At 58.5% G+C, this 22833-nt stretch carries 22 protein-coding genes; 10 read left to right on the top strand and 12 right to left on the bottom strand.

The genetic code is table 11. The features are described 5' to 3' along the window. Positions 1 to 13 precede the first annotated feature (13 nt). Positions 14 to 1732 carry a class I poly(R)-hydroxyalkanoic acid synthase gene (gene phaC, locus QN370_RS16345; RefSeq protein WP_322127622.1) on the bottom strand — a complete coding sequence of 573 codons (1719 nt, stop codon included), beginning with the start codon at positions 1730 to 1732 and terminating at the stop codon, positions 14 to 16. 56 nt (positions 1733 to 1788) lie between these two features. On the opposite strand from phaC, the gene QN370_RS16340 reads away from it, so the two are divergent. Then, a complete protein-coding gene (locus QN370_RS16340) occupies positions 1789 to 2052 on the top strand; it encodes a hypothetical protein (RefSeq protein WP_322127623.1) in 264 nt (87 codons plus the stop codon). Positions 2053 to 2062: 10 nt separating this feature from the next. Here the strand turns inward: QN370_RS16340 and pgeF are convergent, their stop codons facing one another. Beyond that, positions 2063 to 2815 (bottom strand): peptidoglycan editing factor PgeF, encoded by a 753-nt coding sequence (gene pgeF / locus QN370_RS16335; RefSeq protein ID WP_323581750.1) that lies wholly within the window; start codon positions 2813 to 2815, stop codon positions 2063 to 2065. Between the two features lie 4 nt (positions 2816 to 2819). After that, positions 2820 to 3887, bottom strand: a complete 1068-nt coding sequence (locus QN370_RS16330) for an RluA family pseudouridine synthase (protein WP_416172140.1) — start codon at positions 3885 to 3887, stop codon at positions 2820 to 2822. A 132-nt stretch (positions 3888 to 4019) separates the two neighbouring features. Here QN370_RS16330 and QN370_RS16325 point away from each other — a divergent pair, with 132 nt between their 5' ends. Beyond that, positions 4020 to 4817: an outer membrane protein assembly factor BamD gene (locus QN370_RS16325; protein WP_322127625.1), complete on the top strand. Its 798-nt coding sequence runs from the start codon at positions 4020 to 4022 to the stop codon at positions 4815 to 4817. Between the two features lie 87 nt (positions 4818 to 4904). Here QN370_RS16325 and fba read toward each other — a convergent pair whose 3' ends face one another. The 7 genes from fba to QN370_RS16290 form a co-directional block, all read right to left on the bottom strand. Continuing rightward, positions 4905 to 5948, bottom strand: coding sequence for a class II fructose-bisphosphate aldolase (fba, locus tag QN370_RS16320; protein WP_322127626.1), 1044 nt, complete (start codon positions 5946 to 5948; stop codon positions 4905 to 4907). Between the two features lie 27 nt (positions 5949 to 5975). Next, the gene (gene tkt / locus QN370_RS16315; RefSeq protein ID WP_322127627.1) at positions 5976 to 7976 is read right to left on the bottom strand and encodes a transketolase; all 2001 of its coding nucleotides are present in this window, start codon (positions 7974 to 7976) and stop codon (positions 5976 to 5978) included. Then, positions 7976 to 8872: a phosphoribulokinase gene (locus QN370_RS16310; protein ID WP_322127628.1), complete on the bottom strand. Its 897-nt coding sequence runs from the start codon at positions 8870 to 8872 to the stop codon at positions 7976 to 7978. Before QN370_RS16310 ends, tkt begins: the two co-directional genes overlap by 1 nt. 57 nt (positions 8873 to 8929) lie before the next feature. Further along, entirely contained in the window at positions 8930 to 10003 is a 1074-nt protein-coding gene (locus QN370_RS16305; protein ID WP_322127629.1) for a class 1 fructose-bisphosphatase, read from the bottom strand. Between the two features lie 99 nt (positions 10004 to 10102). Beyond that, a complete protein-coding gene (gene cbbX / locus QN370_RS16300) occupies positions 10103 to 11017 on the bottom strand; it encodes a CbbX protein (RefSeq protein WP_322127630.1) in 915 nt (304 codons plus the stop codon). A gap of 39 nt (positions 11018 to 11056) precedes the next feature. Next, positions 11057 to 11476, bottom strand: coding sequence for a ribulose bisphosphate carboxylase small subunit (locus QN370_RS16295; protein ID WP_322127631.1), 420 nt, complete (start codon positions 11474 to 11476; stop codon positions 11057 to 11059). 40 nt (positions 11477 to 11516) lie between these two features. Further along, entirely contained in the window at positions 11517 to 13022 is a 1506-nt protein-coding gene (locus QN370_RS16290) for a form I ribulose bisphosphate carboxylase large subunit (protein ID WP_322127632.1), read from the bottom strand. 126 nt (positions 13023 to 13148) lie between these two features. Between QN370_RS16290 and QN370_RS16285 the strand changes: the two genes are divergently transcribed. Next, the gene (locus QN370_RS16285) at positions 13149 to 14060 is read left to right on the top strand and encodes a LysR family transcriptional regulator (RefSeq protein WP_322127633.1); all 912 of its coding nucleotides are present in this window, start codon (positions 13149 to 13151) and stop codon (positions 14058 to 14060) included. Positions 14061 to 14140: 80 nt separating this feature from the next. Here QN370_RS16285 and yaaA read toward each other — a convergent pair whose 3' ends face one another. Continuing rightward, a complete protein-coding gene (gene yaaA, locus QN370_RS16280) occupies positions 14141 to 14917 on the bottom strand; it encodes a peroxide stress protein YaaA (RefSeq protein ID WP_322127634.1) in 777 nt (258 codons plus the stop codon). A 36-nt stretch (positions 14918 to 14953) separates the two neighbouring features. Between yaaA and QN370_RS16275 the strand changes: the two genes are divergently transcribed. Continuing rightward, a complete protein-coding gene (locus tag QN370_RS16275; RefSeq protein ID WP_322127635.1) occupies positions 14954 to 15427 on the top strand; it encodes a putative toxin-antitoxin system toxin component, PIN family in 474 nt (157 codons plus the stop codon). 129 nt (positions 15428 to 15556) lie between these two features. Further along, positions 15557 to 16696, top strand: a complete 1140-nt coding sequence (locus tag QN370_RS16270) for an HD-GYP domain-containing protein (protein ID WP_322127636.1) — start codon at positions 15557 to 15559, stop codon at positions 16694 to 16696. On the opposite strand, the gene QN370_RS16265 is transcribed toward QN370_RS16270, so the two are convergent. Further along, entirely contained in the window at positions 16691 to 16897 is a 207-nt protein-coding gene (locus QN370_RS16265; protein ID WP_322127637.1) for a hypothetical protein, read from the bottom strand. The genes QN370_RS16270 and QN370_RS16265 overlap by 6 nt on opposite strands. A gap of 83 nt (positions 16898 to 16980) precedes the next feature. Here QN370_RS16265 and QN370_RS16260 point away from each other — a divergent pair, with 83 nt between their 5' ends. The 5 genes from QN370_RS16260 to QN370_RS16240 all read left to right on the top strand — a co-directional run bounded on the left by QN370_RS16260 (position 16981) and on the right by QN370_RS16240 (position 22645). Further along, entirely contained in the window at positions 16981 to 18039 is a 1059-nt protein-coding gene (locus QN370_RS16260; protein ID WP_322127638.1) for a phosphotransferase, read from the top strand. 44 nt (positions 18040 to 18083) lie between these two features. Continuing rightward, positions 18084 to 19346, top strand: coding sequence for an acyl-CoA dehydrogenase family protein (locus tag QN370_RS16255; RefSeq protein WP_322127639.1), 1263 nt, complete (start codon positions 18084 to 18086; stop codon positions 19344 to 19346). A 114-nt stretch (positions 19347 to 19460) separates the two neighbouring features. Continuing rightward, on the top strand, positions 19461 to 20171 hold the full coding sequence (locus tag QN370_RS16250; RefSeq protein ID WP_322127640.1) for a glutathione binding-like protein: 711 nt from the start codon (positions 19461 to 19463) through the stop codon (positions 20169 to 20171). 50 nt (positions 20172 to 20221) lie between these two features. Further along, positions 20222 to 21175, top strand: coding sequence for a chemotaxis protein (locus tag QN370_RS16245; protein ID WP_322127641.1), 954 nt, complete (start codon positions 20222 to 20224; stop codon positions 21173 to 21175). Between the two features lie 126 nt (positions 21176 to 21301). Beyond that, a complete protein-coding gene (locus tag QN370_RS16240; protein ID WP_322127642.1) occupies positions 21302 to 22645 on the top strand; it encodes a DUF3422 domain-containing protein in 1344 nt (447 codons plus the stop codon). Positions 22646 to 22833: the final 188 nt, after the last annotated feature.

Here is a 22833-nt window from a genome sequence, read left to right as displayed (position 1 = left end):
CGTTCACCGACGCTCAGCCCGCTTTGGCTTTGACGTAGCGACCCGGTGCTGGTTCGATGACCGGATACGCGGCATTGCCATACGCACGCGGTGCCACCTGTTTGCCGGCATACTTTTGCAGGAACGTGGCCCACGTTGGCCACCAGCTGCCGGGCTGCTCGGTGGATTTTTCCATCCATTCGGCAGCTGATTTGGCAGGCTTCTCGTTACTCCAGAAACTGCGCTTGTTCTTGGCTGGCGCATTGATGACACCGGCAATATGACCGGATGCACCGACGACAAACTGGTTCAGTTTCGGATGCTTCGGATTGAGCAGCGCCATCGACGCGTAGGCAGATGTCCACGGCACGATATGGTCTTCACGCGATGCATACAAAAACGTTGGCGCGGCAATCTTGCCAAAGTCGACCGGCTCGCCCAGCACGCTAACCTTGCCCGGATGCTTGAGGCCGTCTTCGAGATACGTGTTACGCAAGTACCAGCAAAACATCGGACCCGGCAAATTGGTGCTGTCCGAATTCCAGTACAGCAGGTCGAACGCCGGTGGCGCTTCGCCTTTCAGGTAATTCGATTTGACGTAGCTCCAGACCAGATCGTTGGAACGCAGACTGGAAAAAGTCTGGGCAAATTCCTTGCCTTCCATCAAACCACCTTTGCCGATGGCCTGCTCGCGCTGGACCACCGATTCTTCATCGACGAACACGTCAATGATGCCGGTATCCGTGAAGTCGAGAAACGCAGTGAGCAGCGTCAGGCTGGCGACGGGCTTTTCGCCGCGCGCAAACAGCAACGCCAGCGCTGTCGACAGAATGGTGCCACCGACGCAGAAACCGAGCGCGTTGATCTGCTCCTGACCAGAAATTTCCTGCGTCACCGAGATCGCCTTGAACGCGCCCTCTTTGATGTAATCGTCCCAGGTCAGATGTCCCAGCGATGCATCCGGATTGCGCCACGAAATCAGGAACACCGTGTGACCCTGCTCGACCGCATAGCGCACCAGCGAATTCTCGGGTTGCAGATCAAGAATGTAGTACTTGTTGATACACGGCGGCATGATCAGCAGCGGCCGCTCGAACACCGTCTTGGTCAGCGGTTTGTATTGCAGCAGCTGGAACAGGTCGTTCTCGAAGACCACGGCACCTTCGGTCGTGGCGACATTTTTGCCGACTTCAAAGGCGCTTTCATCGGTCTGCGAAATGCGGCCCTTCTGCATATCTGCCAGCAATTGCGTCATGCCGCGCGTGAGACTCTCGCCTTTGGACTCAAGCAGCAATTGCTGTGCTTCGGGATTAGTCCCCAGAAAGTTTGCCGGCGACATCGCATCGACCAGTTGCTGCACATTGAAACGGATTTTTTCCTTGACCTTCGGGGTGGCCTTGACGGCGTCGCTCATCGCATTGAGAAACTTCGCATTGAGCAAATAGGCCGAGGCATTGAATGCACCGGCCGGGTTGGATTGCCATGCCGGTGCGCTGAAGCGCTTGTCATTCGTTGCCGGTGTCGATGCACCCATTGTGTTTTGCCACAACGTGCCCAGCTCCTGCATGTACGCGACTTGCAGCGCCGCCATGGCGGACGGATCAAATTCGACTGCGGGCATCCCCGGAATGGCCGGCTGGCTTCCTGGTGTCGATGGCAACTGCAAAGGTTTCAGCAAATTCTGCCACTGGGTCGTGTCGGCCAACTGGGCCATCCAGGCGGGCATTGCGGCAAGCGGATCAGGTCGAGTCATGCGAGGCTCTTCGTTTCAGGTATCGTTGCGGTTTATCGGAGTCGAACGGAATCAACATGTATTTGTATCTGGTAGCCATCGCCTGGGTGTACGTTGTCTTGCTCATGGCGATAACGGAAATTTCATTCGTTGCCGGGGTGATGACTTTTTTCTTTTACTGCGCCTTTCCGTTAACGGTCATTTTATACGTGATGGGGTCGCCATTACGCAAGAGAAAGCGGCAAGCTGCAGAAAAAGCCAGGCGTCTTGCCGAAGCTGAAAACGAGAGCGGTGCCGAGGGCGAGAGCGCGACAGCGAAAACCGATTCTCCCAAACTGTGACGCACTGCGATCAAGCCAGCCAGATCAGCGACGCCATTCTTCCAGTCTGCCCGCTGCGCCGGAAAGAATAAAACTTGTCGTGTTCAGTGACCGTGCAATGCGTTCCACCTGCCACCTGCAAGACGCCCTGCCCGGCCAGCACCCATCGCGCAAGCTGGTATAAATCGGCCAGATATTTTCCCTTGTGTTGAGGCCGCGCCGTAAAAGCCGCTGCGGCCAACGGGTTGCTTTCAACGAAGGCATCCACCACGTCACACCCCACCTCAAATTGTTGCGGACCGATTGCCGGACCAAGCCAGGCGAGCACTTCGCCGGCTCCTTTTTTTCGCATCGCAGTGACGCTATTTTGTAGCACGCCACCAGCCAGTCCGCGCCAGCCCGCATGCGCTGCACCGACAACGGAACCGGACACATCGCATAACAGCACCGGCAAACAATCCGCCGTCAGAATCGCGCAGACCACCCCGGCCTGATCGGTGATGCTGGCGTCGGCTTGCGGCGCTCCCTCCACCTTGGCGGCATCGAGCACGATATTGCCATGGACCTGCGTGAGCCAGGCTGGCTCTGCCGGCAGCATCCCGCGCAAGCGCTCGCGGTGATGTCGGACCGCAGCAGGATCATCACCGACATGCAAGCCCAGATTGAAGCCGCCACCCGACCGTCCATCATCGAACGGCGGCAGGCTGATCCCGCCAACCCGCGTCGTACTGATGGCCCGCACTTGACGTGGCAATGCCGGCCAGTCGGGAGTCAGGATCGTCACCCCCTCATTCCTCGACGAACTCCTGATACGAGTCGTCCATCATGTCCGGCTCGGGAATCCCGGCCGAGGCGATCAGTTCAGCGAAATCATCGGCCAGCGGTACGCGCCATTCGATGTCCTCGCCGGTGACCGGATGCACCAGACCAAGACGACGTGCCTGCAATGCCTGGCGATGGAAAGCCGGTGCCAGATGCTGCTTGCCGTAAAGCGTGTCTCCGACCAGTGCGAAGCCGATTGATTGCATGTGCACCCGAATCTGGTGGGTGCGGCCGGTTTCAAGACGGCAGCGCATCAGGCTGACCGGACGACGATCCAGCAGGCCCGATTCAATCCGTTCAAAGTGCGTGATGGCCGGCTTGGCAGACATGCTCTCGAGCACGGCCATCCGGATCCGGTCGCGCGGGTGACGCCCCATCGACGCATCGATCGTTCCGCTCAGATTCGGGGTACCCCAGACCAGCGCAAAGTATTCGCGCTTGACGGTGCGTGCCGCCAGTTGACGTACCAGATCCGTGTGCACTTCGAGCGTCTTGGCGACCACCATCAGGCCACTCGTATCCTTATCAAGTCGATGCACGATGCCGGCACGCGGCACGCCGATCAGCGCTGGCCAGTAATGCAGCAACCCATTGAGCAAGGTACCTGACCAGTTGCCGGAACCCGGATGCACGACCAGTCCGGCCGGTTTGTTGACGACGATGATCGCTTCGTCTTCATAGACGATATTGAGCGCCATCTCTTCGGGCGTGAAGGCCGTATCTTCAGGAGCAGCTTGCGGCAAAACGATGATATGTTCGTCACCGTACACAGTCATTCGCGTTTTTCCGACCTTGCCGTCAACGGTGACGAACCCATCGTCAATCCATTGCTGCATGCGGCTGCGCGAAAACTGCGGAACCAGACGGGCGACCACTTTGTCCAACCGGTCGCCGCAGTCGCCGGGGGTCAGGTCCAGTTCGATAGGCGGCATGTCAGGCAAGCCGCCGGTATATTCTTCCTGCTCGTCGATCTCGAGGTCGGGCAGGTTTTCCGCATCATCCAACGGTGGCGTTAATCTCACGGCAAGTCCCATCGGCTATAATCAGCCTATTGATTAATACTAAAAATTTACAAACAAATTCACATAGCAATTCAAGCACTCATTCACGCACTGATTCACGCACTAATTCACGACATAATTCACGAAGCGATTCTTGCAAAGACTATGCAAAACAAATTATTGAAATGCGCCGCATTGGCGCTGGTGTTCACGATCTCGGCATGTGGCCTGTTGCCAGAGAAAATCGACGAAACCAAAAACTGGTCAGCGAGCAAATTATACGCGGAGGCACGCGACGAAATATCAAGCGGCAATTACGAAACCGGAATCAAACATTACGAACGACTCGAATCACGCTATCCATTCGGCACCTACGCCCAGCAGGCTCAAATGGAAGTGGCCTACGCCTACTATCGCCAGAGCGACCAGGCACAGGCATTGGCAGCCGTCGAACGCTTCATCCGGCTGCACCCGAATCATCCGAACGTCGACTACATGTATTACCTGCGCGGCCTGATCAATTTCAATGACAAGCTCGGCCTGTTCGATTTCATCTCGCGCCAGGATGCCACCGAGCGCGATCCGAAAGCCACGCGCGAAGCCTTCGAGTCGTTCAAGCAACTGGTCGAACGCTTCCCGGACAGTGCCTACGCGCCCGACGCGCGCTTGCGCATGAAGTATCTGGTCAATGCCATTGCACAGCATGAAGTCCATGTAGCGAACTACTATTATCGACGCGGCGCGTATGTGGCAGCAGTCAACCGAGCACAGTTCGCCGTCAAGGAATATCCGATGGCTCCCGCCACCGAAGAAGCTTTGTATGTGATGACACGCAGCTACGACGCGCTCGGCATTCCTGCACTACGTGACGATTCAAATCGGGTTCTGAACGAGAATTTCCCGAACAGCATTTACTACCGTGGCGGCCCAAAGGTGAGCGGACCGTGGTGGAAAATCTGGTGAGTTGAATCAAGAAAGATCTCGTACCAAAGTAGCGCCGTTCAGTGAAGCACTGAACGGCTTTTTTTTTTGCCAGTCGGTTCTCGGCAATTACGCAAGCTGATACCGCTGGACCATCTGCGCCATCCCGATCACCTTGATTTTCGCCGCCTTGCCGCTGCAGCCGAAGGCCTCGAAACGCTCCACACACAGCATTTTCGCCGCAGTCATCGCCTCCTTGAAGAACTTGCGCGGATCAAATTCTTCCGGATGCTCGGCCATTGTGCGGCGCATGGCACCGGTCATGGACAACCGGATATCGGTGTCGATATTGATCTTGCGTACACCGTTCCTGATGCCGATAAGGATTTCTTCGACCGGCACGCCATAGGTTTCACGGATGACGCCACCATGGCTGCGGATGATGTCCAGCCATTCCTGCGGCACCGACGACGAACCGTGCATCACCAGATGGGTCTCCGGGATACGGCGATGGATGGCGCGTATCCGGTCGACCGCGAGGATGTCGCCGGTCGGTTTGCGGTTGAATTTATAGGCTCCGTGACTCGTGCCGATGGCAATGGCGAGCGCATCGACGCCGGTCCGGGCGACAAAATCGGCGGCCTGCTCGGGGTCGGTCAGCAACTGCTCGTGTGACAGGATGCCGGTCGCACCCGAGCCATCTTCTTCACCGGCCTGGCCGGATTCGAGCGAGCCCAGACATCCCAGCTCGCCTTCGACCGACACGCCGATGCAGTGCGCCATCGCCACCACGTTGCGGGTGACATCGACGTTGTATTCATAGGAAGAAGGCGTCTTCATGTCGGCCAGCAGCGAGCCATCCATCATCACGCTGGAAAATCCCGAGCGCATCGCTGCCTGGCACACGGCAGCACTGGCACCATGATCCTGATGCATGCAGACGGGAATATGCGGATAGCTTTCGATCGCGCCCTCGACCAGTTTGCGCAGGAATACCTCGCCGGCATAGTTGCGCGCGCCGGCCGAGGCTTGCAGGATCACCGGGCTGTCGGTCTGATCGGCGGCCTGCATGATGGCCTGGATCTGTTCGAGATTATTGACATTGAATGCCGGAACGCCGTACTGATATTGCGCAGCATGGTCGAGCAACTGCCGTAATGAGATAAGTGCCATGAAAGTCTCCTTAGTGTGGTCTATGGTTCAGTCCGTCAGCAACGCTGTCGCCGCATCCGCCAGGGCCTCTGGCGTCAGTCCGAAATAGGTGTAAAGCTGGTCTGCCGGTGCCGACTCGCCGAAGCGGTCGATGCCGAGCGCCGCCCCGCTGTCGCCCACCACGGCGCGCCAGAACCAGGTGACACCGGCTTCGATGCTGGCGCGTGGAATGCCGGGTGGCAGCACGCTGTCGCGATAGGTCCGCTCCTGCGTATAAAACAGTTCGACACACGGCATCGACACCACCCGCGCCCGCACACCGCGCAGGGCCAGCAAGCTGGCTGCAGCCGAAGCGATGCCGACCTCGGAGCCGGTGGCTATGAGCACGACTTGGGGCGCAACGACCTCTTCCAGCACGTAACCGCCGCGCGCGATCTGCGCTTGCTGCAAGACACTGCGCTGGTATGGCACCAGCGCCTGGCGCGACAGAATCAGGCAGGTCGGACCATCGATGCGCTGCAAGGCGGCTTGCCAGGCATAGGCTGTTTCGACGCCATCGCAGGGCCGCCACAGCCAGTTGTTCGGAATCAGTCGCAGGCTGGCGGCGTGCTCGATCGGCTGATGGGTCGGCCCATCCTCGCCGAGGCCAATCGAGTCATGCGTGAGCACATGGATCACGCGCCGCCGCATCAGCGCCGCCATCCGGATCGCATTGCGCGAATAGTCCGAAAAGGTCATGAAGGTACCGCCGTACGGAATGAATCCGCCATGCAGCGCCATGCCGTTCATCATCGCGGCCATCGCGAATTCGCGCACGCCGTAACTCAGATAATTGCCCGCGCCGTGATGATTGACCCAGACCGAGGCCTTCACATTGGTCAGGTTCGAGCCGGTCAGGTCAGCCGAACCGCCAAAGAATTCCGGCAGGCTCGCGCTGATCGCCTCGAGCACGATTTGCGACGCCTTGCGGGTGGCAATTTTCGTATGCAACGCGCCGTCATTGGCGATCAGGCCGGCAAACGCGACCGACAACGCCGGCGGCAACTTGCCATCGACACGCCGCGACAGCTCGTCCGCCAGTTGCGGAAACTGGGCGCGATAGAGATCGAAGCGCTGCTGCCATTCCTGCTGGCGGGCGGCACCGGCGGCGCGACCATCCCACGCAGCGGCGATCTCGTGCGGCAATTCGAACGGTGCCGCCTGCCAGCCTTTGGCGGCACGCATCGCGGCGATCTCGACCTTGCCCAGCGGCGCACCGTGCACATCATGTCCGCCGGCCTTGGTCGGTGCGCCCTGGCCGATTGTGGTCTTGCAGCAAATCAGGGTCGGCCGGTCCTGCGCTTTGGCGCTACGAATCGCGGCATCGATGGCCAGCGGATCGTGGCCGTCGACAGCGCGGATCACGTTCCAGTGATAGGCCTCGAAGCGCAACGGCGTGTCATCGGTGAACCAACCGGCGACGTCGCCATCGATCGAGATCCGGTTGTCGTCATAGAATCCGATCAGCTTGCCCAGCCCCAGCGTGCCGGCCAGCGAACAGGCTTCATGACTGATGCCTTCCATCAGGCAGCCGTCGCCCATGAAAACGTAGGTGTGATGATTGACGATGGCATGGCCGGGTCGGTTGAATTCGGCGGCCAGCATTTTTTCGGCGAGCGCCATGCCGATCGCATTGGCCAGGCCCTGGCCGAGCGGACCGGTGGTAGTTTCGACGCCCGGCGTGAGATCGACTTCGGGATGCCCCGGCGTCTTTGCATGCAACTGGCGAAATTGCCTGAGCTGCGCCATCGGCAAATCGTAGCCGGTCAGGTGCAGCAGCGCATACAGCAGCATCGAGCCATGGCCGTTTGACAGCACGAAGCGGTCGCGATCGAGCCAGTCCGGATCAGCCGGATTGTGCCGCAGGTGCTTGCGCCACAGGACCTCGGCCATATCGGCCATGCCCAGCGGTGCACCCGGATGGCCCGATTGCGCCAGCTCGACCGCGTCAGCGGCAAGGAAGCGGATCGCGTCGGCAGGTGTCAGGGAAATACTCACGGGCGCGTTCATCAGTTGCCCTCCCGGCTGGCTTGCGTCGCGCGTTTTTTGCGTTCCATCATGCGCCAGATGAACGGCGTAAAAATCAGCTGCATCGCCAGTTCCATCTTGCCGCCCGGGACCACGATCGTATTGGCGCGCGACATGAACGAGTCATTGATCATGTTCAGCAAGTATTGAAAATCGATGCCCTTCGGATTGGCAAAGCGGATCACGACAAAGCTTTCATCCGGTGCCGGAATATCGCGGGCAATGAACGGATTGGAGGTATCGACACACGGCACGCGCTGGAAATTGACATGCGTGTGGGTGAACTGCGGGCAGATGTAATTCACGTAATCGGGCATGCGGCGCAGGATGGTATCGGTCACGGCTTCGCTGGAATAGCCGCGCTTGGACTTGTCGCGCCACAGCTTCTGTATCCATTCCAGATTGATCACCGGCACCACGCCGATCAGCAGGTCGGGATGCTGCGCGATGTTGACCTTGTCATGGACGACCGCGCCGTGCAGTCCTTCGTAAAACAGCAGGTCGGTATCTTCAGGTAGTTTTTCCCACGGCGTGAAGGTGCCGGGTTCCTGCTGGTACGGTGCGGCTTCGCCCTGGTCGTGCAGGTACTTGCGGCGCAAGCCGTTGCCGGTTTCACCGTAGCTGCGAAATAGTTCTTCGACTTCGTCGAACAGGTTTGTGCCGGGACCGAAATGGCTGAAATTGGTATTGCCTTCACGTTCGGCGGCGGCCAGTCGCAGCTTCATTTCGGCACGGTCGTAACGATGAAAACTGTCGCCTTCGACGATGGCGGCGCAGACGTTCTCGCGCCGGAAAATATTCTCGAAAGTATGCATGACGGAGCTGGTACCAGCTCCCGAAGAACCGGTGATGGCGATGATCGGAAAATGTTCGGACATGATGGAGGCTCCTGTCTGAGAAAGATGGTGGGGAATAGCAAGGCGGGCAGCGAGGGCTCAGGCCGGTTCGCGAAACAGCCCGCATTGCTTGAACAGCGGATTCGGTTCGTCATCCCGGCGCGGCGTGTTGTGGTAGCGCTCGATCAGTTCGACTTCATTTTTCGAGCCAAATATCAGGCCGATGCGCTGATGAATAGCGGTGGGCATCACCTGCATCACGGACTGGTATCCGGTGCTGGCGGCACCGCCGGCCTGCTCCATCAGGAAGCCGATCGGATTGGCTTCGTAAAGCAGGCGCAGCCGACCGGCCTTGGCCGGGTCCTTGCTGTCACGCGGGTACAGGAAGACCCCGCCGCGCATCAGGATGCGGTGCGCTTCCGCCACCATCGAGGCGATCCAGCGCATGTTGAAATCCTTGCCGCGCACGCCGGTTTTTCCGGCCAGGCATTCGTCGACATAGCGCCGTACCGGGTCTTCCCAGAACCGGCTGTTGGAAGCGTTGATGGCAAATTCATGGGTGTCGGCCGGCACCTGCAGGTCGCCATGGGTGAGCATGAACTCGCCAAGTTGCGGACAAAGTGTAAAGCCGTGCACGCCCCGCCCGACCGTCAGCATGAACATCGTGGTCGGTCCATAAATCGCATAACCGGCGGCCACCTGCTCGGTACCCGGCTGGTAAAAATCCTCTTCGGTCACCGGCCGGTCCGACGCCGGCGCGCGCAGCACCGAAAAAATGCTGCCGACCGTGACATTGACATCGATGTTCGACGAGCCATCCAGCGGATCGAACGCCAGCAGGTAACGTCCTTGCCGGTAGCCCGACGGAATCTGGTAAGGCAGTTCCATCTCTTCCGACACCATGCCTGCCAGATAGCCGCCCCAGTGATTGCCTTCGATGAAGAAATCATTGCTGATGATGTCGAGCATTTTCTGCTCCTCGCCCTGCACATTGATCACCGATGCGCTGCCGGTGGCGGCACCGAGTTCACCGGCTGCGACCGTGCGGGCGATACGTTTGCAGACCAGCGCCACATTGAGCAGCAGGCTGTTGAAGTCGCCGCCGGATTCAGGAAAGCGGCGGCGCTCCTCGATGAGGAACTGGGTGAGCGTCATGCGCGGTACTGTTTTCATGGGTGTCTCCGTTTTTGTAATGGGGGTCATGCAGGTCTGATCGAACCCGGCTGGCTCCACGCAAGCGACCTTTGTGCCAGCCGATCTTTCCGCTGCCGATCAGACCGTGTTCGCTGTCACCGGCAAACCATTGCCGAACACCCGACTGGCCAGCAAGTCATCGGCCATGATTGTCATCAGCGCAGCATCGTCGATGCTGCCGACGCCAGCCAGCAGACGAGATGCATGGCGCAGGCGGGCACGGTCCAGCGCGTTGCGTACGCTGCGGGCATTGGCAAAATGCGGCAAGGCCATGCGTCGTACGAGGTAGTCCGCAAACACTGCTTGCGCCGGCGGATCGAAGCGGTAATCCATCGCGTCGAGCATGCGCAGCGCGATCTGCTGCAACTCGGAGGACGCGTAATCCGGGAAATCGATGTGATGCGCGACCCGCGACGACAGGCCCGGATTGGAATTGAAGAACGTGTCCATGCGTCCCTTGTAGCCGGCAAAGATCACGACCAGGTCATCGCGATTGTTTTCCATCACCTGCAACAGGATTTCGATCGCTTCCTGGCCGTAATCACGTTCGTTCTCCGGGCGATACAGGTAATAGGCTTCGTCGATGAAGAGCACGCCACCCATGGCCTTTTTCAGGATCTCGCGGGTCTTGGGTGCGGTGTGGCCGATGTACTGGCCGACCAGATCATCCCGCGTGACGGCCACCAGATGGCCTTTGCGCAGGTAGCCCAGCCGGTGCAGGATGTCGGCCATGCGCAGCGCCACCGTGGTTTTGCCGGTACCGGGGTTGCCGGTAAAGCTCATGTGCAGGCTGGGTGCGCCGGTCGACAGGCCGCGTTCGGCGCGCAGCTTGTCGACCAGCAGCAGCGCGGCGATATCGCGCAAGCGCGACTTCACAGGTGCCAGGCCGACCAGTTCATTATCGAGCCGGCCCAGCAGGTCGGCGATGCCGGAACCGGCCAGTGCGGCGGCGACCGGGTTGCTTTCAGGTTCGGTTGCAGTTGCGGTCGTCATGATTGCCTCCGGGGTGGATGGAAAAAGAAATGCACGGTGTCAGTAGCGACTGCCTTCGGGCGCGCGATTGACCGCATAACTCTCGGTGCTGTAGCGGATCTTGCGGCCGTCGACTTCCTGCCGCACCAGCCGGAAACCCGGTTCGTCCTTGGGCCGGTTGACGATGAACGAGATCACCACCGATTCCACCGTATGGGTCGAATCGAAGGCCATGACGCGAATGTAATGGTTCGGAAATGTCCGGCGCGCTTCCTCGACTTCGGCCAGGATGCCGGCCGCGTCATGCAGGTCGAACATCGGCATGCCGAACATTTCCCAGTAAGTGTTGCGGGGATGCGGGTCGTCGGTGGTCTCGATACCGATGGCGCAGCGTTTGTCGAGGCAGTACTGGATCTGTTTGGTGATCTGCTCGTTGGTCAGGTCGGGCAGGAATGAAAACGTACCTTGGGTGATGCGCATGATGGCTCCTTGAAATCGGTCAGAAAATGCAACAGTGTGTTCAGCTCAGCGACGGTGTCGGCGTGAAGTCGGACGTATCGGTCGAGGCATAGTTGAAGCTGACATCGCCCCAGGTATCGAGCGCGGCTTGCAACGGACTGCACCAGCGCGCCGCGTCGCGCAAAATTTGCGGACCCTCGTTTTCGATGTCGCGTCCCTCGTTGCGCGCAAGGACCATTGTTTCGAGCGCCACCCGGTTGGCCACCGCGCCGGCCTGTATCCCCTGCGGATGGCCGATGGTGCCGCCGCCAAACTGCAGGATCACGTCGTCGCCGAACAGATGCAGCAACTGGTGCATCTGCCCTGCATGGATTCCGCCGGACGCCACCGGCATCACCTTGCGCAAGGCGCCCCAGTCCTGGTCAAAGAAAATCCCGCGCGGCAGGTCGACCACGGTCTGCGCATCGCGGCAGACGTTGTAATAACCCTGCACGGTCATCGGATCGCCTTCGAGTTTGCCAACGGCCGTGCCGGTATGCAGGTGATCGACGCCGGTCAGACGCAGCCATTTGGCAATCACGCGAAATGAAATGCCGTGATTCTTTTGCCGGGTATAGGTGCCATGGCCGGCACGATGCATGTGCAGCAGCATGTCGTTGCGCCGGCACCAGTTTGACATCGACTGGATCGCGGTCCAGCCCACCACCAGGTCGATCATGATCACGATCGAACCAAGCTCCTTGGCGAATTCGGCGCGACGAACCATCTCTTCCATGTTGCCGGCGGTGACGTTGAGATAGCTGCCCTTGACTTCGCCGGTTGCCGCCGAGGCCTTGTTGACCGCATCCATCACGAACAGGAAGCGGTCGCGCCAGTGCATGAACGGTTGCGAATTGATGTTCTCATCATCCTTCATGAAATCGAGTCCGCCCTTCAGTCCTTCGTAGACCACACGGCCATAATTGCGTCCCGACAGGCCCAGCTTCGGCTTGGTGGTCGCGCCCAGCAGCGGCCGGCCAAACTTGTCGAGGCGTTCGCGCTCGACGATGATGCCGGTCGGTGGGCCGGGGAATGTCTTCACGTAGGCGACCGGGAACTGCATGTCTTCCAGCCGCGCCGCTTTCAGCGGCTTGAAGCTGAACACGTTGCCGATGATCGATGCGGCGACATTGGTGATCGAGCATTCCTCGAACAGCGACAGGTCATACGCGACGTAGCAAAAATACTGGCCGGGATTATTCGGTACCGGATCGACCCGGTAAGCCTTGGCCCGGTACATGTCGCAGGCAGTCAGGCGATCGGTCCAGACCACGGTCCAGGTCGCCGTCGAGGATTCGCCGGCAACGGCGGCGGCGGCTTCGATCGGGTCGACGCCGTCCTGCGGCGTGATGCGAAACAGCGCCAGCAGGTCAGTGGCCTTGGGCACGTAGTCGCTGTTCCAGTAGCCCATCTGGGCATACTTCAGCACGCCGGCGGAATAGCGCTTTTTCTGGTCTGTGATCTGGATGGCGTCGTTGTCGGCGCTGCTGTCGATGTGATTGTCGCTGCGGGTGTCAGTGAAGCTCATGGCGGTTCTCCGGTGGATCATCGGTGCAAGGGAATGTTGCTGTCCTGATCAAACTATACGAAGCCGGACCGATAAGGTCTAATAAGCATTTCCGAGATTCATATCACTTAAGACTGATGACATCCAATGCGCCACTACACGCTGCGCCAGCTCGACACCTTCCTCGAAATCGCCCGTACCGGGTCAGTATCAAGAGCGGCTGAATCCTTGCATGTGACCCAACCGGCGGTCTCGATGCAGCTCAAGCAACTCGAAGAAGCCTTGGGGATTTCGCTGGTCGAAGCCTACGGTCGGTCGATCCGGCTAACCGCCGCCGGACGCGACGTGCAGGAATTTGCGCAGGCGGCCGTCACGCAACTGCGTCAGCTCGACGAATCGGTGGCCGATCTGCGCGGCATGCGGCGCGGCAAAATCGATCTTGGCGTAGTCAGCACCGCCAAGTATTTCGTGCCGATGCTGCTGGTGCAGTTTCGCAAACAGTTCCCGGATATCGAGATCGCGCTGCAAATCCATAACCGTGAAAACATGCTGCGGCTAATGCAGCGCAACGAGCTGGACTTGCTCATCATGGGTCACGTCCCGGATACGAAAGTGTGTTCGTCTACGGTGTTTGCCACCAATCCGCTGGGCATCGTCAGCGCGCCCAACCACCCGCTGTCACGCCGCAGAAAAGCGCCGCTAGCGATCCTCGACGGTGCCGATTTTGTGGTGCGCGAAGTGGGCTCGGGCACCCGCGACGCGATGGAGCGCCTGTTCGCCGAGCATGCTGTCACGCCAAAGATCGTCATGGAAATGCCCAGTAACGAGTCCATCAAGCAAGCGGTGATGGCTGGCATGGGCCTGACTTTTTTGTCGCTGCGCACGGTGCGCCATGAACTGGCCGCGGGACATCTGGCACTGCTCGACATCGTGGGCTTGCCGCTAGTGCGGCACTGGCACGTGACGCATCTGCGCTCGAAGCGGCACGCACCGGCGGCGCTGATGCTCAAGGAATTCCTGATCGCACAAGGCGGGCCTTTGATCAATGCCTGGGCGTGACTGGCATGCTGTTGCCGTCCATCGCCACGAACAACGAGGACAATTGCTGGCCGACCGGATGCGCACAACGAGGTCTTTTTTTAATCCCCGATACGACGCCGAAACATCCAGTGCGTCGCATCCGATGCATTGGCGTCATACGCATAACCACCCAGATTGAAATCGCGCAAGCCATCGGCGTCAGTAAGCTGATGCTGCGCGGCATAACGTGTCATCAGTCCGCGCGCCCGCTTGGCGTAAAACGAAATGATCTTGTACCTGCCGTCCTTCCAGTCCTGAAACACCGGCGTGATGATGGGTGCCAGCAATCGTGCCGGTCTGACTACCTTGAAATATTCTTCCGAGGCGAGGTTGACCAATGTCTTCGCGTCCTGTGAAGCAAGCTGTGCATTGAGCGCATCGGTGACACTGTCGCCCCAATAGGCATACAGGTCTTTGCCCTTTGACGTCGCCAGCCGGGTGCCCATTTCAAGCCGGTACGGCTGCATCAGGTCAAGCGGACGCAGCGCACCGTACAGGCCTGACAAAATCCGCAGATGTTCCTGCAAATAACCAAGTTGTTCCGGCTTGAGCGAGACTGCATCGAGCCCTTCATAAACGTCGCCATTAAAAGCGAGCACCGCCTGCTTGGCATTGGCGGGCGTGGCGGTCAATGTCCAGCTGAGATAGCGCGTCGCATTGAGTTGCGCTAGCGGATCCGAGATGTGCATCAGGGTCCCGACTTCAGCCGGAGACAATTTTCGCAAGGTATCGATCAGTGCGGCCGATTGATCAATGAAATCGGCAGTGGTGGAGAAGTCTGTTCCAGGTGCTGTGGCATAGTCGAGGGTTTTGGCAGGAGAGAGAACGATGAGCATGAATTGTTGCAGTCGTAAAAATAATAGGCAGGTCCAATGATACCCAACCGCATCGTTATCGACACCAACGTCTGCCTCGACCTGTTTGTCTTCCGGGACCCGCGCTGGCATCGCTTGCTGGCAGCGCTTCAGGATGGCACCGTCGAAGCGGTTACCCGCGCCGATTGCAGGACCGAATGGCTGATCGTGCTCGGCTATGCTCAACTGAAACTCGATGAACCTGCCCGGCAACGCAGCATGGCGGAATTCGATGCGCTGATTCATTGCTTGCCCAACTGCGCACAGGACAGCGATGCGGCGCGTCTGCCCGTCTGCAAAGACCGCGACGATCAAAAATTCCTCGAACTGGCACGTGATGCGCAAGCCTCTGCCTTGATCACCAAAGACAAGGCCCTACTGAAGTTAGCGTCAAAAACCCGCAGGGATGGTTTGTTTCTGATTTTCAAACCCGAAAGTTGGATTGCCTCTGACGCGAACCCTACCAACATAAAAACCACTAGTTTCAATTAAGTCGCTAACTATTGTGATTTCATGTAATCATGCTCGAAGGAAATTGGCTATTTGGATAACTGTTAAAAACGCCATGTTGCGGCATCGAGGAACGATATCGACCGGCATGCGTGTTATGCCGGAGCGCACATGGAACAGCATCGCATCAGCCTTGCAGATATCGTCCCCGGCAAACCGCTGCAGTGGGACGTCATGGACCAGGAAGGTCATCTGCTGCTAAAACAGGGTCAGGTCGTCCAGAGTCGGATGCAGATCGAACGCCTGATCGAACGCGGCTTGTTCGTCACTCGAAACACAAGCAACGCACACACAAAAGACGTCACGTCCACACCGAGGGTGGAGTCTATCTCTGTCTTGCGCATCATCAATCAATGTGCCAAGCGTCTCGAGCGGTTGCTGTTCAATGTGCATAACGAGACTGACCTGCCGACCAAAATTACCGACATCGCAAAAGTCATCCGGTATGCAACCACCGTCAACGCGGATGTCGCCATCGCAACCATTTTATTGAATCAGGATGAGTGCAACTACGCGGTTCGGCATTGCATTGATACGGCCATCCTGACAGCCCACGTGGGTCAAAAAATCGGCAAATCAGAGGACGACATGATTTCGATCACCGCAGCGGCCCTGACCATGAACCTCGGTATGCTGCGCGACCAGGATGCCATGCAAGACAACCTGAATCCACTCACCGATAACGAACGAAAAATTATTTACCGGCACCCGGCAGAGAGCGTCAGGCTATTGCGCGAAGCCGGCGTCAGTGATGAACATTGGCTGGAATGCGTCTTGCGGCATCACGAAAATGAAGACGGCAGCGGATATAGTTCTGCAACACGCGGGGACGCGATACTGAGCGATGCCAAACTGCTTGCCCTTGCAGACCGCTACTGCGCACGTGTCGTCCCGCGCACGTATCGCAAGCAAATGCTGCCTAATGCGGCGTTGCGCGACATCTTGCTCAACGAAAAACACAAGGTCGACGCCAATCTGGCCGCCCTGTTCTTGCGCGAGTTAGGCATTTATCCATGCGGTACCTTCGTCAGATTAGTCAATGGGGAAGTCGGCGTTGTCACCAGCAAGGGAGGAGGCTCCACCATGCCTGTCGTGCATGCGCTGCTTGGCCCGCGTGGCGCCCCGCTTGCGTTTCCTATCAAGCGCGACACCTCCGGTACATTGACTGCCATTCGCGAGGTCTTGCATAACGATACCGCGTCAGTCCGGTTCAACATGAATCAGCTCTGGGGCAAGGACGCCGAGTTATAACTCGGTCGACAAAACCGGTGCGGTTGTCGGGGCGATCGGCAAATCATTCTGGCAGCTTTGCCAGAGCAGCCTGAATTGGCGTGCAATGCGCCAGCGCTGCTGTAACACCACGCGGATACGACCCCTGAGCAACCCGGACAGGACGGCATCAACGCCTTCTTGAAAAAAGACCTCCGCACGATCACCAAACCACGCCATCATGAACGCCGCCTGGCACCGATCAAATAGTACGATCGTACGATTCGTTCAGGTAGAATACTCAATCCAAACACCCAGGAGACCAGATGTTTGAAGAATTCATGGGCACCATGCCCGTCGCCGAACGCCAGCAATTCGACCTTGGCGCCTTGCAGGAATATCTGTCGCATCATGTCGATGGTTTTTCGGGACCACTCACGATCGAGCAATTCAAAGGCGGGCAATCGAATCCGACCTTCAAGATCAATGCCAACGGCCAGCATTACGTATTGCGGACCAAGCCGGGTCCGGCAGCCAAATTACTTCCGTCGGCGCATGCCATTGATCGCGAATACCGCGTCATGGATGCGCTGAACAAGGCCGGTTTTCCGGCCGCAAAACAATACACGCTGTGCACCGATGAAGCCGTTATTGGCCGCGCCTTTTATCTGATGGAGTTCGTCGACGGACGCGTCTTGTGGGATCAGTCGCTGCCCGGCATGGACAAGGCCGAGCGCGCTGCCCATTACGACGAAATGAACCGCGTCATCGCGCAGTTGCACACCATCGATTACGCCGCCATCGGACTGGCCGAATACGGCAAGCCGGGCAACTATTTCGGACGTCAGATCGATCGCTGGACACGCCAGTACAAGGCCTCCGAAACCGAAAAAATCGTCGCGATGGATCAGTTGATGGAGTGGTTGCCAAAGAATATTCCACCCGGCGACGAAACCAGCATCGTGCACGGTGACTTCCGTCTCGACAACATGATGTTTCATCCGACCGAGCCACGCATCCTCGCCATTCTTGACTGGGAATTATCCACACTCGGTCATCCGCTGGCCGATTTTTCGTATCACTGCATGAGCTGGCATATTCCGCCGGGCCAATTCCGCGGCATCGGCGGACTGGACTTGCCCGCACTCGGCATCCCGACTGAAGCGGAGTACATCGCCACGTATTGCGCACGCACCGGCAAGACCATCCGTCCTGAAGATTTCAATTTCTATTTGGCCTACAACATGTTCCGCATGGCGGGCATCCTGCAAGGAATCATGAAGCGTTTCGTCGATGGCACCGCCGCCAGCGCCCAGGCATTGAAGGCCGGTCAGGCGGCGCGCGCGATGGCCGAGATGGGCTGGGAATACGCCCGCAAACAATAGTTTTCATCCGTAGAAACATCCATAACAAGCCAACAGGAGACAAGATGGAATTCGCGTATTCGGAACGATGCAGGACACTACAAACGAAGTTACTGGCCTTCATGAACCAGCATATTTATCCGAACGAAAAAGCCTACAAGCAGGAAATCGATCGCAACGGGTCCGAAAAAGGCAACCGCTGGCTGGCCACGGAATTGATGGAGCGACTCAAGCCACTGGCCCGTGAACAGGGTTTGTGGAACCTGTTTCTGCCGAAATCAGACCGCGCGCCGGAAGGCTTGTCCAACCTCGACTACGCACCGCTGTGCGAAATCATGGGCCGGGTCAGCTGGGCACCGGAAGTCTTCAATTGCAGCGCACCCGATACCGGCAACATGGAAACCATCGAACGCTACGGTGTCGAGGCCCACAAGGTCGAATGGCTGGAGCCGCTGTTGCGGGGTGAAATCCGTTCTGCCTTCGCGATGACCGAACCGGATGTTGCGTCATCGGACGCCACCAACATCGAGACCCGCATCGAACGCGATGGCGACGAGTACGTCATCAACGGTCACAAATGGTGGATTTCTGGTGCCGGTGATCCGCGCTGCAAGATATTCATACTGATGGGTAAGACCGATCCCGAGGCAGCACGCCATTCGCAGCAATCAATGATTCTGGTGCCAGTGGCGACCAAAGGCGTCACCATCGTGCGGCCATTGACCGTGTTCGGCTATGACGATGCGCCGCATGGCCATTGCGAAATCCGCTTCGACAATGTGCGTGTCCCGGTCTCGAATATCCTGCTCGGTGAAGGCCGTGGCTTTGAAATCGCTCAGGGTCGTCTCGGACCTGGCCGCATTCACCATTGCATGCGTGCCATCGGTGTGGCCGAACGCGCGCTCGAACTGATGTGCAAGCGCCTCAATGAACGCGTGGCATTCGGTCGCAAGATTTCCGAACAAAGCATCTGGCGCGAACGCATTGCCGAGTCGCGCATCCAGATCGACAGTGCGCGCTTGCTGACGCTGAAGGCGGCCTGGATGATGGATATCGTCGGCAACAAGCACGCCAAGGCCGAGATCGCGATGATCAAGGTGCTCGCACCGAACGTGGCCCAGCAAGTCCTCGACTGGGCCATTCAGGCACATGGCGGCGGCGGCGTCTGCGACGATTTCCCACTGGCGTCGATGTGGGCCGGCAACCGCACGCTGCGCATCGCCGACGGTCCGGATGAAGTCCATCGCAATGCCATCGCCAAACTGGAGTTGGCGAAGCACATGAGCCTGCCCGGCGAAGACCTGGAACTGCCTGTCACGCGTTCCTGAGTAATCCATCCTCAACGATCGCCGGTGCGTGCCAATTGGCCTGCACTGGCGCGTCAAACAACGGCATAATCACGGCTCGCAGTCTTCACGCAGTTTTCCAGTGACGGAGCTTTCATGATTGATGTCTATTCCACCGCGACGCCGAACGGCCATAAAGTCCATATCCTGCTCGAAGAACTCGGACTGGCCTACCGGGTGCATCACATCGACATCGGTGCCGGCGACCAGTTCAAGCCGGACTTCCTGGCAATCTCTCCCAACAACAAGATTACTGCGATCGTCGATGCCGATGGTCCAGATGGCAAACCGATTTCACTGTTCGAGTCCGGGGCGATCCTGCTTTATCTTGCGGGCAAGAGCGGACAATTTCTGGGCACAACCGATCGCGAAAAATTTACGACGCTGCAGTGGCTGATGTTCCAGATGGGCGGTGTCGGTCCGATGCTCGGGCAAGCCCATCACTTTCGCATCTACGCTCCCGAAAAAATCACCTACGCGGTCGATCGCTACACCAAGGAAGCGCGTCGCCTGTACGGCGTGCTCGATCGCCGCCTGACCGAACACACCTGGCTGGCAGGCAGTGCGTACACGATCGCCGATATCGCGACTTTTCCGTGGATTCGTTCGTGGCAGAACCAGGGCATCGAACTCAGTGAGTTTCCGCAAGTACAGCGCTGGTTCGATGACATCGCTGCACGCCCCGCCGTGCAGCGCGGGGTCGCCGTGCTGGCCGACCTGCGCAAGCCGTTCACTGACGACAAGGCCAGGGACGTGTTGTTTGGAAGCGCGCAATATGCACAGCGAGTCGCTCCTATTGCTCAATAACAACCGATAATCGCAACAGCACTTCACTCCCTTCGTCACCGAGGTCACTTATGAAATCCGTCCAGCAAGAAGTCAACGAACGTACCAACCTGACTGGCTCCAATCAGTTTGAATTATTGCTGTTCCGACTCGGTGGCGATGCCAATGGTGATCGCTCCGAGCTCTATGGCATCAACGTCTTCAAGGTCCGCGAGATTGTCGCAATGCCCGAACTGACTGCGGTTGCCGGTGCGCACCCGAACCTGCTGGGCGTAGTCAATCTGCGTGGCCAGATCATTCCCGTGATCGACCTGCCAGCCCTCGTTGGCTGCCATCCCAAGACCGGACTGAACATCATGCTGGTCACCGAATATGCGCGTTCGACGCAAGCCTTTGCGGTCGAAGCGGTAGAAGAAATCGTTCGGCTCGAATGGCGTCAGGTTCTGTCGGCAGAGGCCAGTGGTGTCGGCGGCATGATCACCAGCATTGCACGACTGGAAGCACCGAACGAACCTACCCGGCTAGCCCAGGTGCTCGATGTCGAACAAATCCTGCGCCACATCATGCCGAGCACCAGCCAGGATGTCGATCCCGAGACCATCGGTCCCAAGTTGCTGCTCAAGCCGGGTGCTGTCATTCTGGCTGCCGATGATTCGCAAGTGGCCCGTTCGCTGATTGAAGCAGGACTCAATGCAATCGGTGCGCCATTCATCATGACCAAGACCGGCAAGGAAGCCTGGGACAAGCTGCAGGCTATGGCCAGCGCGGCCGAAGCAGAAGGCAAGACCATCCGCGACAAGGTGGCGATGGTACTGACCGATCTTGAAATGCCGGAAATGGATGGCTTCACCCTGACCCGCAACATCAAGCAGAGTCCACGCTTCGCTGATTTGCCGGTGGTGATTCACTCCTCGTTGTCAGGTTCCACCAATGAAGACCATGTCAAGAGCGTTGGTGCCGATGCCTATGTCGCCAAATTTGTCGCCGAAGAATTGGCCGCCGCCATTCGCAAAGTCCTTGCCTGAGTTGTCGCCATCGCGGCACTGACGGGGATCAACGTCGGTGCCATTTTTTTATTCCTGATCCTGTTTTATCCTGTTTGATTTTGTTGCCGCGCAGCGTTCCTGCTCCACTCTGCTATTGTCTGCCCCATGCCGATTACCTCTCCTGTCATGAATCACCCGCTGCGCATGGCGCTAGCGGCCGAAGCCCATTCCCGGCCCTTCCTGCAACTTGATGCACCCGAAAGTGTGACGCACCTCGCGCTCTATGCCGAAACCGGTGCCACGCCCGACTGGCATCTGCGCAAACTGGTCGAACTGTGCGGCTGTTTCGGCGTGGCCGGTCCGGCCGCCGAGGCCAAATATTTTTATCATGACTTCGGCCGCTTCCGCCTCAAATGGGAATGCCATACCGAATTCGCCACCTTCACGTTTGCAATGCGTCACGCAGAGAGTGCGCCGCTGGCGCAGTCGTTTGAACGCATGCCGCTCATGCACGTACCGCAGCAATGGCTGCACGGTCTGGACGGAAAAATCCTGGTCGCGGCCCACGTCGTGCTCGACAAATCCGGCCCCGTCAGCGATCCGGCTGCACGAGAAATTCGTGCCGTCTTCGAAGGTCTGTCGCTGGCAGCCAGCGTCGTGCTGCAAGACGCCGAAGTCTGGAGTGATTTTCTGATCCAGAGCGACGGCTTCAGTCGCTTCGTGGTGCGCGATCTGGGTTTGCGCGAATATCAGCTCGGACGGTTGGTGCAGCGCGTACTCGAAATTGAAACCTACCGGATGATGGCGCTGCTGGGGCTACCTCATGCGCAGGCGTCGGCCAGCACACTCAACATTATCGAGGCGGAACTGGCACGGTTAACGGCAGAGATGGTCGATAGCGACGACGTGGTCACCGAGGCGGGATCGGTCGAAGCGTCGGGCGAACCGGATGATGGTGAACGTTTGCTGTTGCGCAATATTACAGATCTGGCGGCACGCAGTGAAAAACTCGCTGTCGACAACAGCTACCGCTTCTCGGCGTCGCATGCGTATTTCCAGCTGGTCAAGGCGCGCATCGAGGAATTGCGTGAAGTCCGTATCGATGGCTTGCCGACGTTGCGCGAATTCATGGAGCGCCGGCTGTCCCCGGCAATGAGTACCTGCTCTGCCACGGTCCGCCGGCAAACCGCACTGGCCGAACGGATCGCCCACTCGAATGAGTTGCTGAGCACCCGCGTGGGAATTGCGCAAGAACTGCATAACCGCAAAATCCTGCAATCGATGAATGCCCGCGCGGCGCAGCAGTTACGCCTGCAGCAAGCGGTCGAAGGACTCTCCGTTGTGGCGGTGTCGTATTACATGGTCGGCCTGTGCGGCTATGCGGCAAAAGCCGCCAAGTCAGCGGGACTCCCGATCAACACGGATCTCGTCACCGGGTTGATGGTGCCGGTGATCGTGTTCGTCGTCTGGATGGGCTTGCGTAGACTGCACGGCCAGATCAAGCATTAAGTCAATCGACCAACGGGCTTTGCAAATGTGCTGGTGCAATGTCCCGGGGCGAATACACCTGCCTTTGTGAACGAGCCGCACCCTACGCCAAAATCACCGCCAATCCGACGCATCGTAGATACTCTGTTCAAAAGCAAGCCTTTTTCAGGTTGAAGAGCGAATCATTTGAGCAGGGACCGCATAGAATC

Origin of the sequence: Actimicrobium sp. CCI2.3, from assembly GCF_035019065.1 — a bacterium.
Lineage (GTDB): Bacteria > Pseudomonadota > Gammaproteobacteria > Burkholderiales > Burkholderiaceae_D > Actimicrobium.
Note: the sequence above shows the minus strand (reverse complement) of the source record. Positions and strands in the feature narration are given on the sequence as shown.

Bases quoted from the DNA above. Each gene is read 5' to 3' on its own strand.
- phaC (WP_322127622.1), bottom strand. From the start codon at position 1,732: ATGACTCGACCTGATCCGCTTGCCGCAATGCCCGCCTGGATGGCCCAG.
- QN370_RS16340 (WP_322127623.1), top strand. From the start codon at position 1,789: ATGTATTTGTATCTGGTAGCCATCGCCTGGGTGTACGTTGTCTTGCTC.
- QN370_RS16330 (WP_416172140.1), bottom strand. From the start codon at position 3,887: ATGGGACTTGCCGTGAGATTAACGCCACCGTTGGATGATGCGGAAAAC.
- QN370_RS16325 (WP_322127625.1), top strand. From the start codon at position 4,020: ATGCAAAACAAATTATTGAAATGCGCCGCATTGGCGCTGGTGTTCACG.
- fba (WP_322127626.1), bottom strand. From the start codon at position 5,948: ATGGCACTTATCTCATTACGGCAGTTGCTCGACCATGCTGCGCAATAT.
- tkt (WP_322127627.1), bottom strand. From the start codon at position 7,976: ATGAACGCGCCCGTGAGTATTTCCCTGACACCTGCCGACGCGATCCGC.
- QN370_RS16310 (WP_322127628.1), bottom strand. From the start codon at position 8,872: ATGTCCGAACATTTTCCGATCATCGCCATCACCGGTTCTTCGGGAGCT.
- QN370_RS16305 (WP_322127629.1), bottom strand. From the start codon at position 10,003: ATGAAAACAGTACCGCGCATGACGCTCACCCAGTTCCTCATCGAGGAG.
- cbbX (WP_322127630.1), bottom strand. From the start codon at position 11,017: ATGACGACCGCAACTGCAACCGAACCTGAAAGCAACCCGGTCGCCGCC.
- QN370_RS16295 (WP_322127631.1), bottom strand. From the start codon at position 11,476: ATGCGCATCACCCAAGGTACGTTTTCATTCCTGCCCGACCTGACCAAC.
- QN370_RS16290 (WP_322127632.1), bottom strand. From the start codon at position 13,022: ATGAGCTTCACTGACACCCGCAGCGACAATCACATCGACAGCAGCGCC.
- QN370_RS16285 (WP_322127633.1), top strand. From the start codon at position 13,149: ATGCGCCACTACACGCTGCGCCAGCTCGACACCTTCCTCGAAATCGCC.
- yaaA (WP_322127634.1), bottom strand. From the start codon at position 14,917: ATGCTCATCGTTCTCTCTCCTGCCAAAACCCTCGACTATGCCACAGCA.
- QN370_RS16275 (WP_322127635.1), top strand. From the start codon at position 14,954: ATGATACCCAACCGCATCGTTATCGACACCAACGTCTGCCTCGACCTG.
- QN370_RS16270 (WP_322127636.1), top strand. From the start codon at position 15,557: ATGGAACAGCATCGCATCAGCCTTGCAGATATCGTCCCCGGCAAACCG.
- QN370_RS16265 (WP_322127637.1), bottom strand. From the start codon at position 16,897: ATGATGGCGTGGTTTGGTGATCGTGCGGAGGTCTTTTTTCAAGAAGGC.
- QN370_RS16260 (WP_322127638.1), top strand. From the start codon at position 16,981: ATGTTTGAAGAATTCATGGGCACCATGCCCGTCGCCGAACGCCAGCAA.
- QN370_RS16255 (WP_322127639.1), top strand. From the start codon at position 18,084: ATGGAATTCGCGTATTCGGAACGATGCAGGACACTACAAACGAAGTTA.
- QN370_RS16250 (WP_322127640.1), top strand. From the start codon at position 19,461: ATGATTGATGTCTATTCCACCGCGACGCCGAACGGCCATAAAGTCCAT.
- QN370_RS16245 (WP_322127641.1), top strand. From the start codon at position 20,222: ATGAAATCCGTCCAGCAAGAAGTCAACGAACGTACCAACCTGACTGGC.
- QN370_RS16240 (WP_322127642.1), top strand. From the start codon at position 21,302: ATGCCGATTACCTCTCCTGTCATGAATCACCCGCTGCGCATGGCGCTA.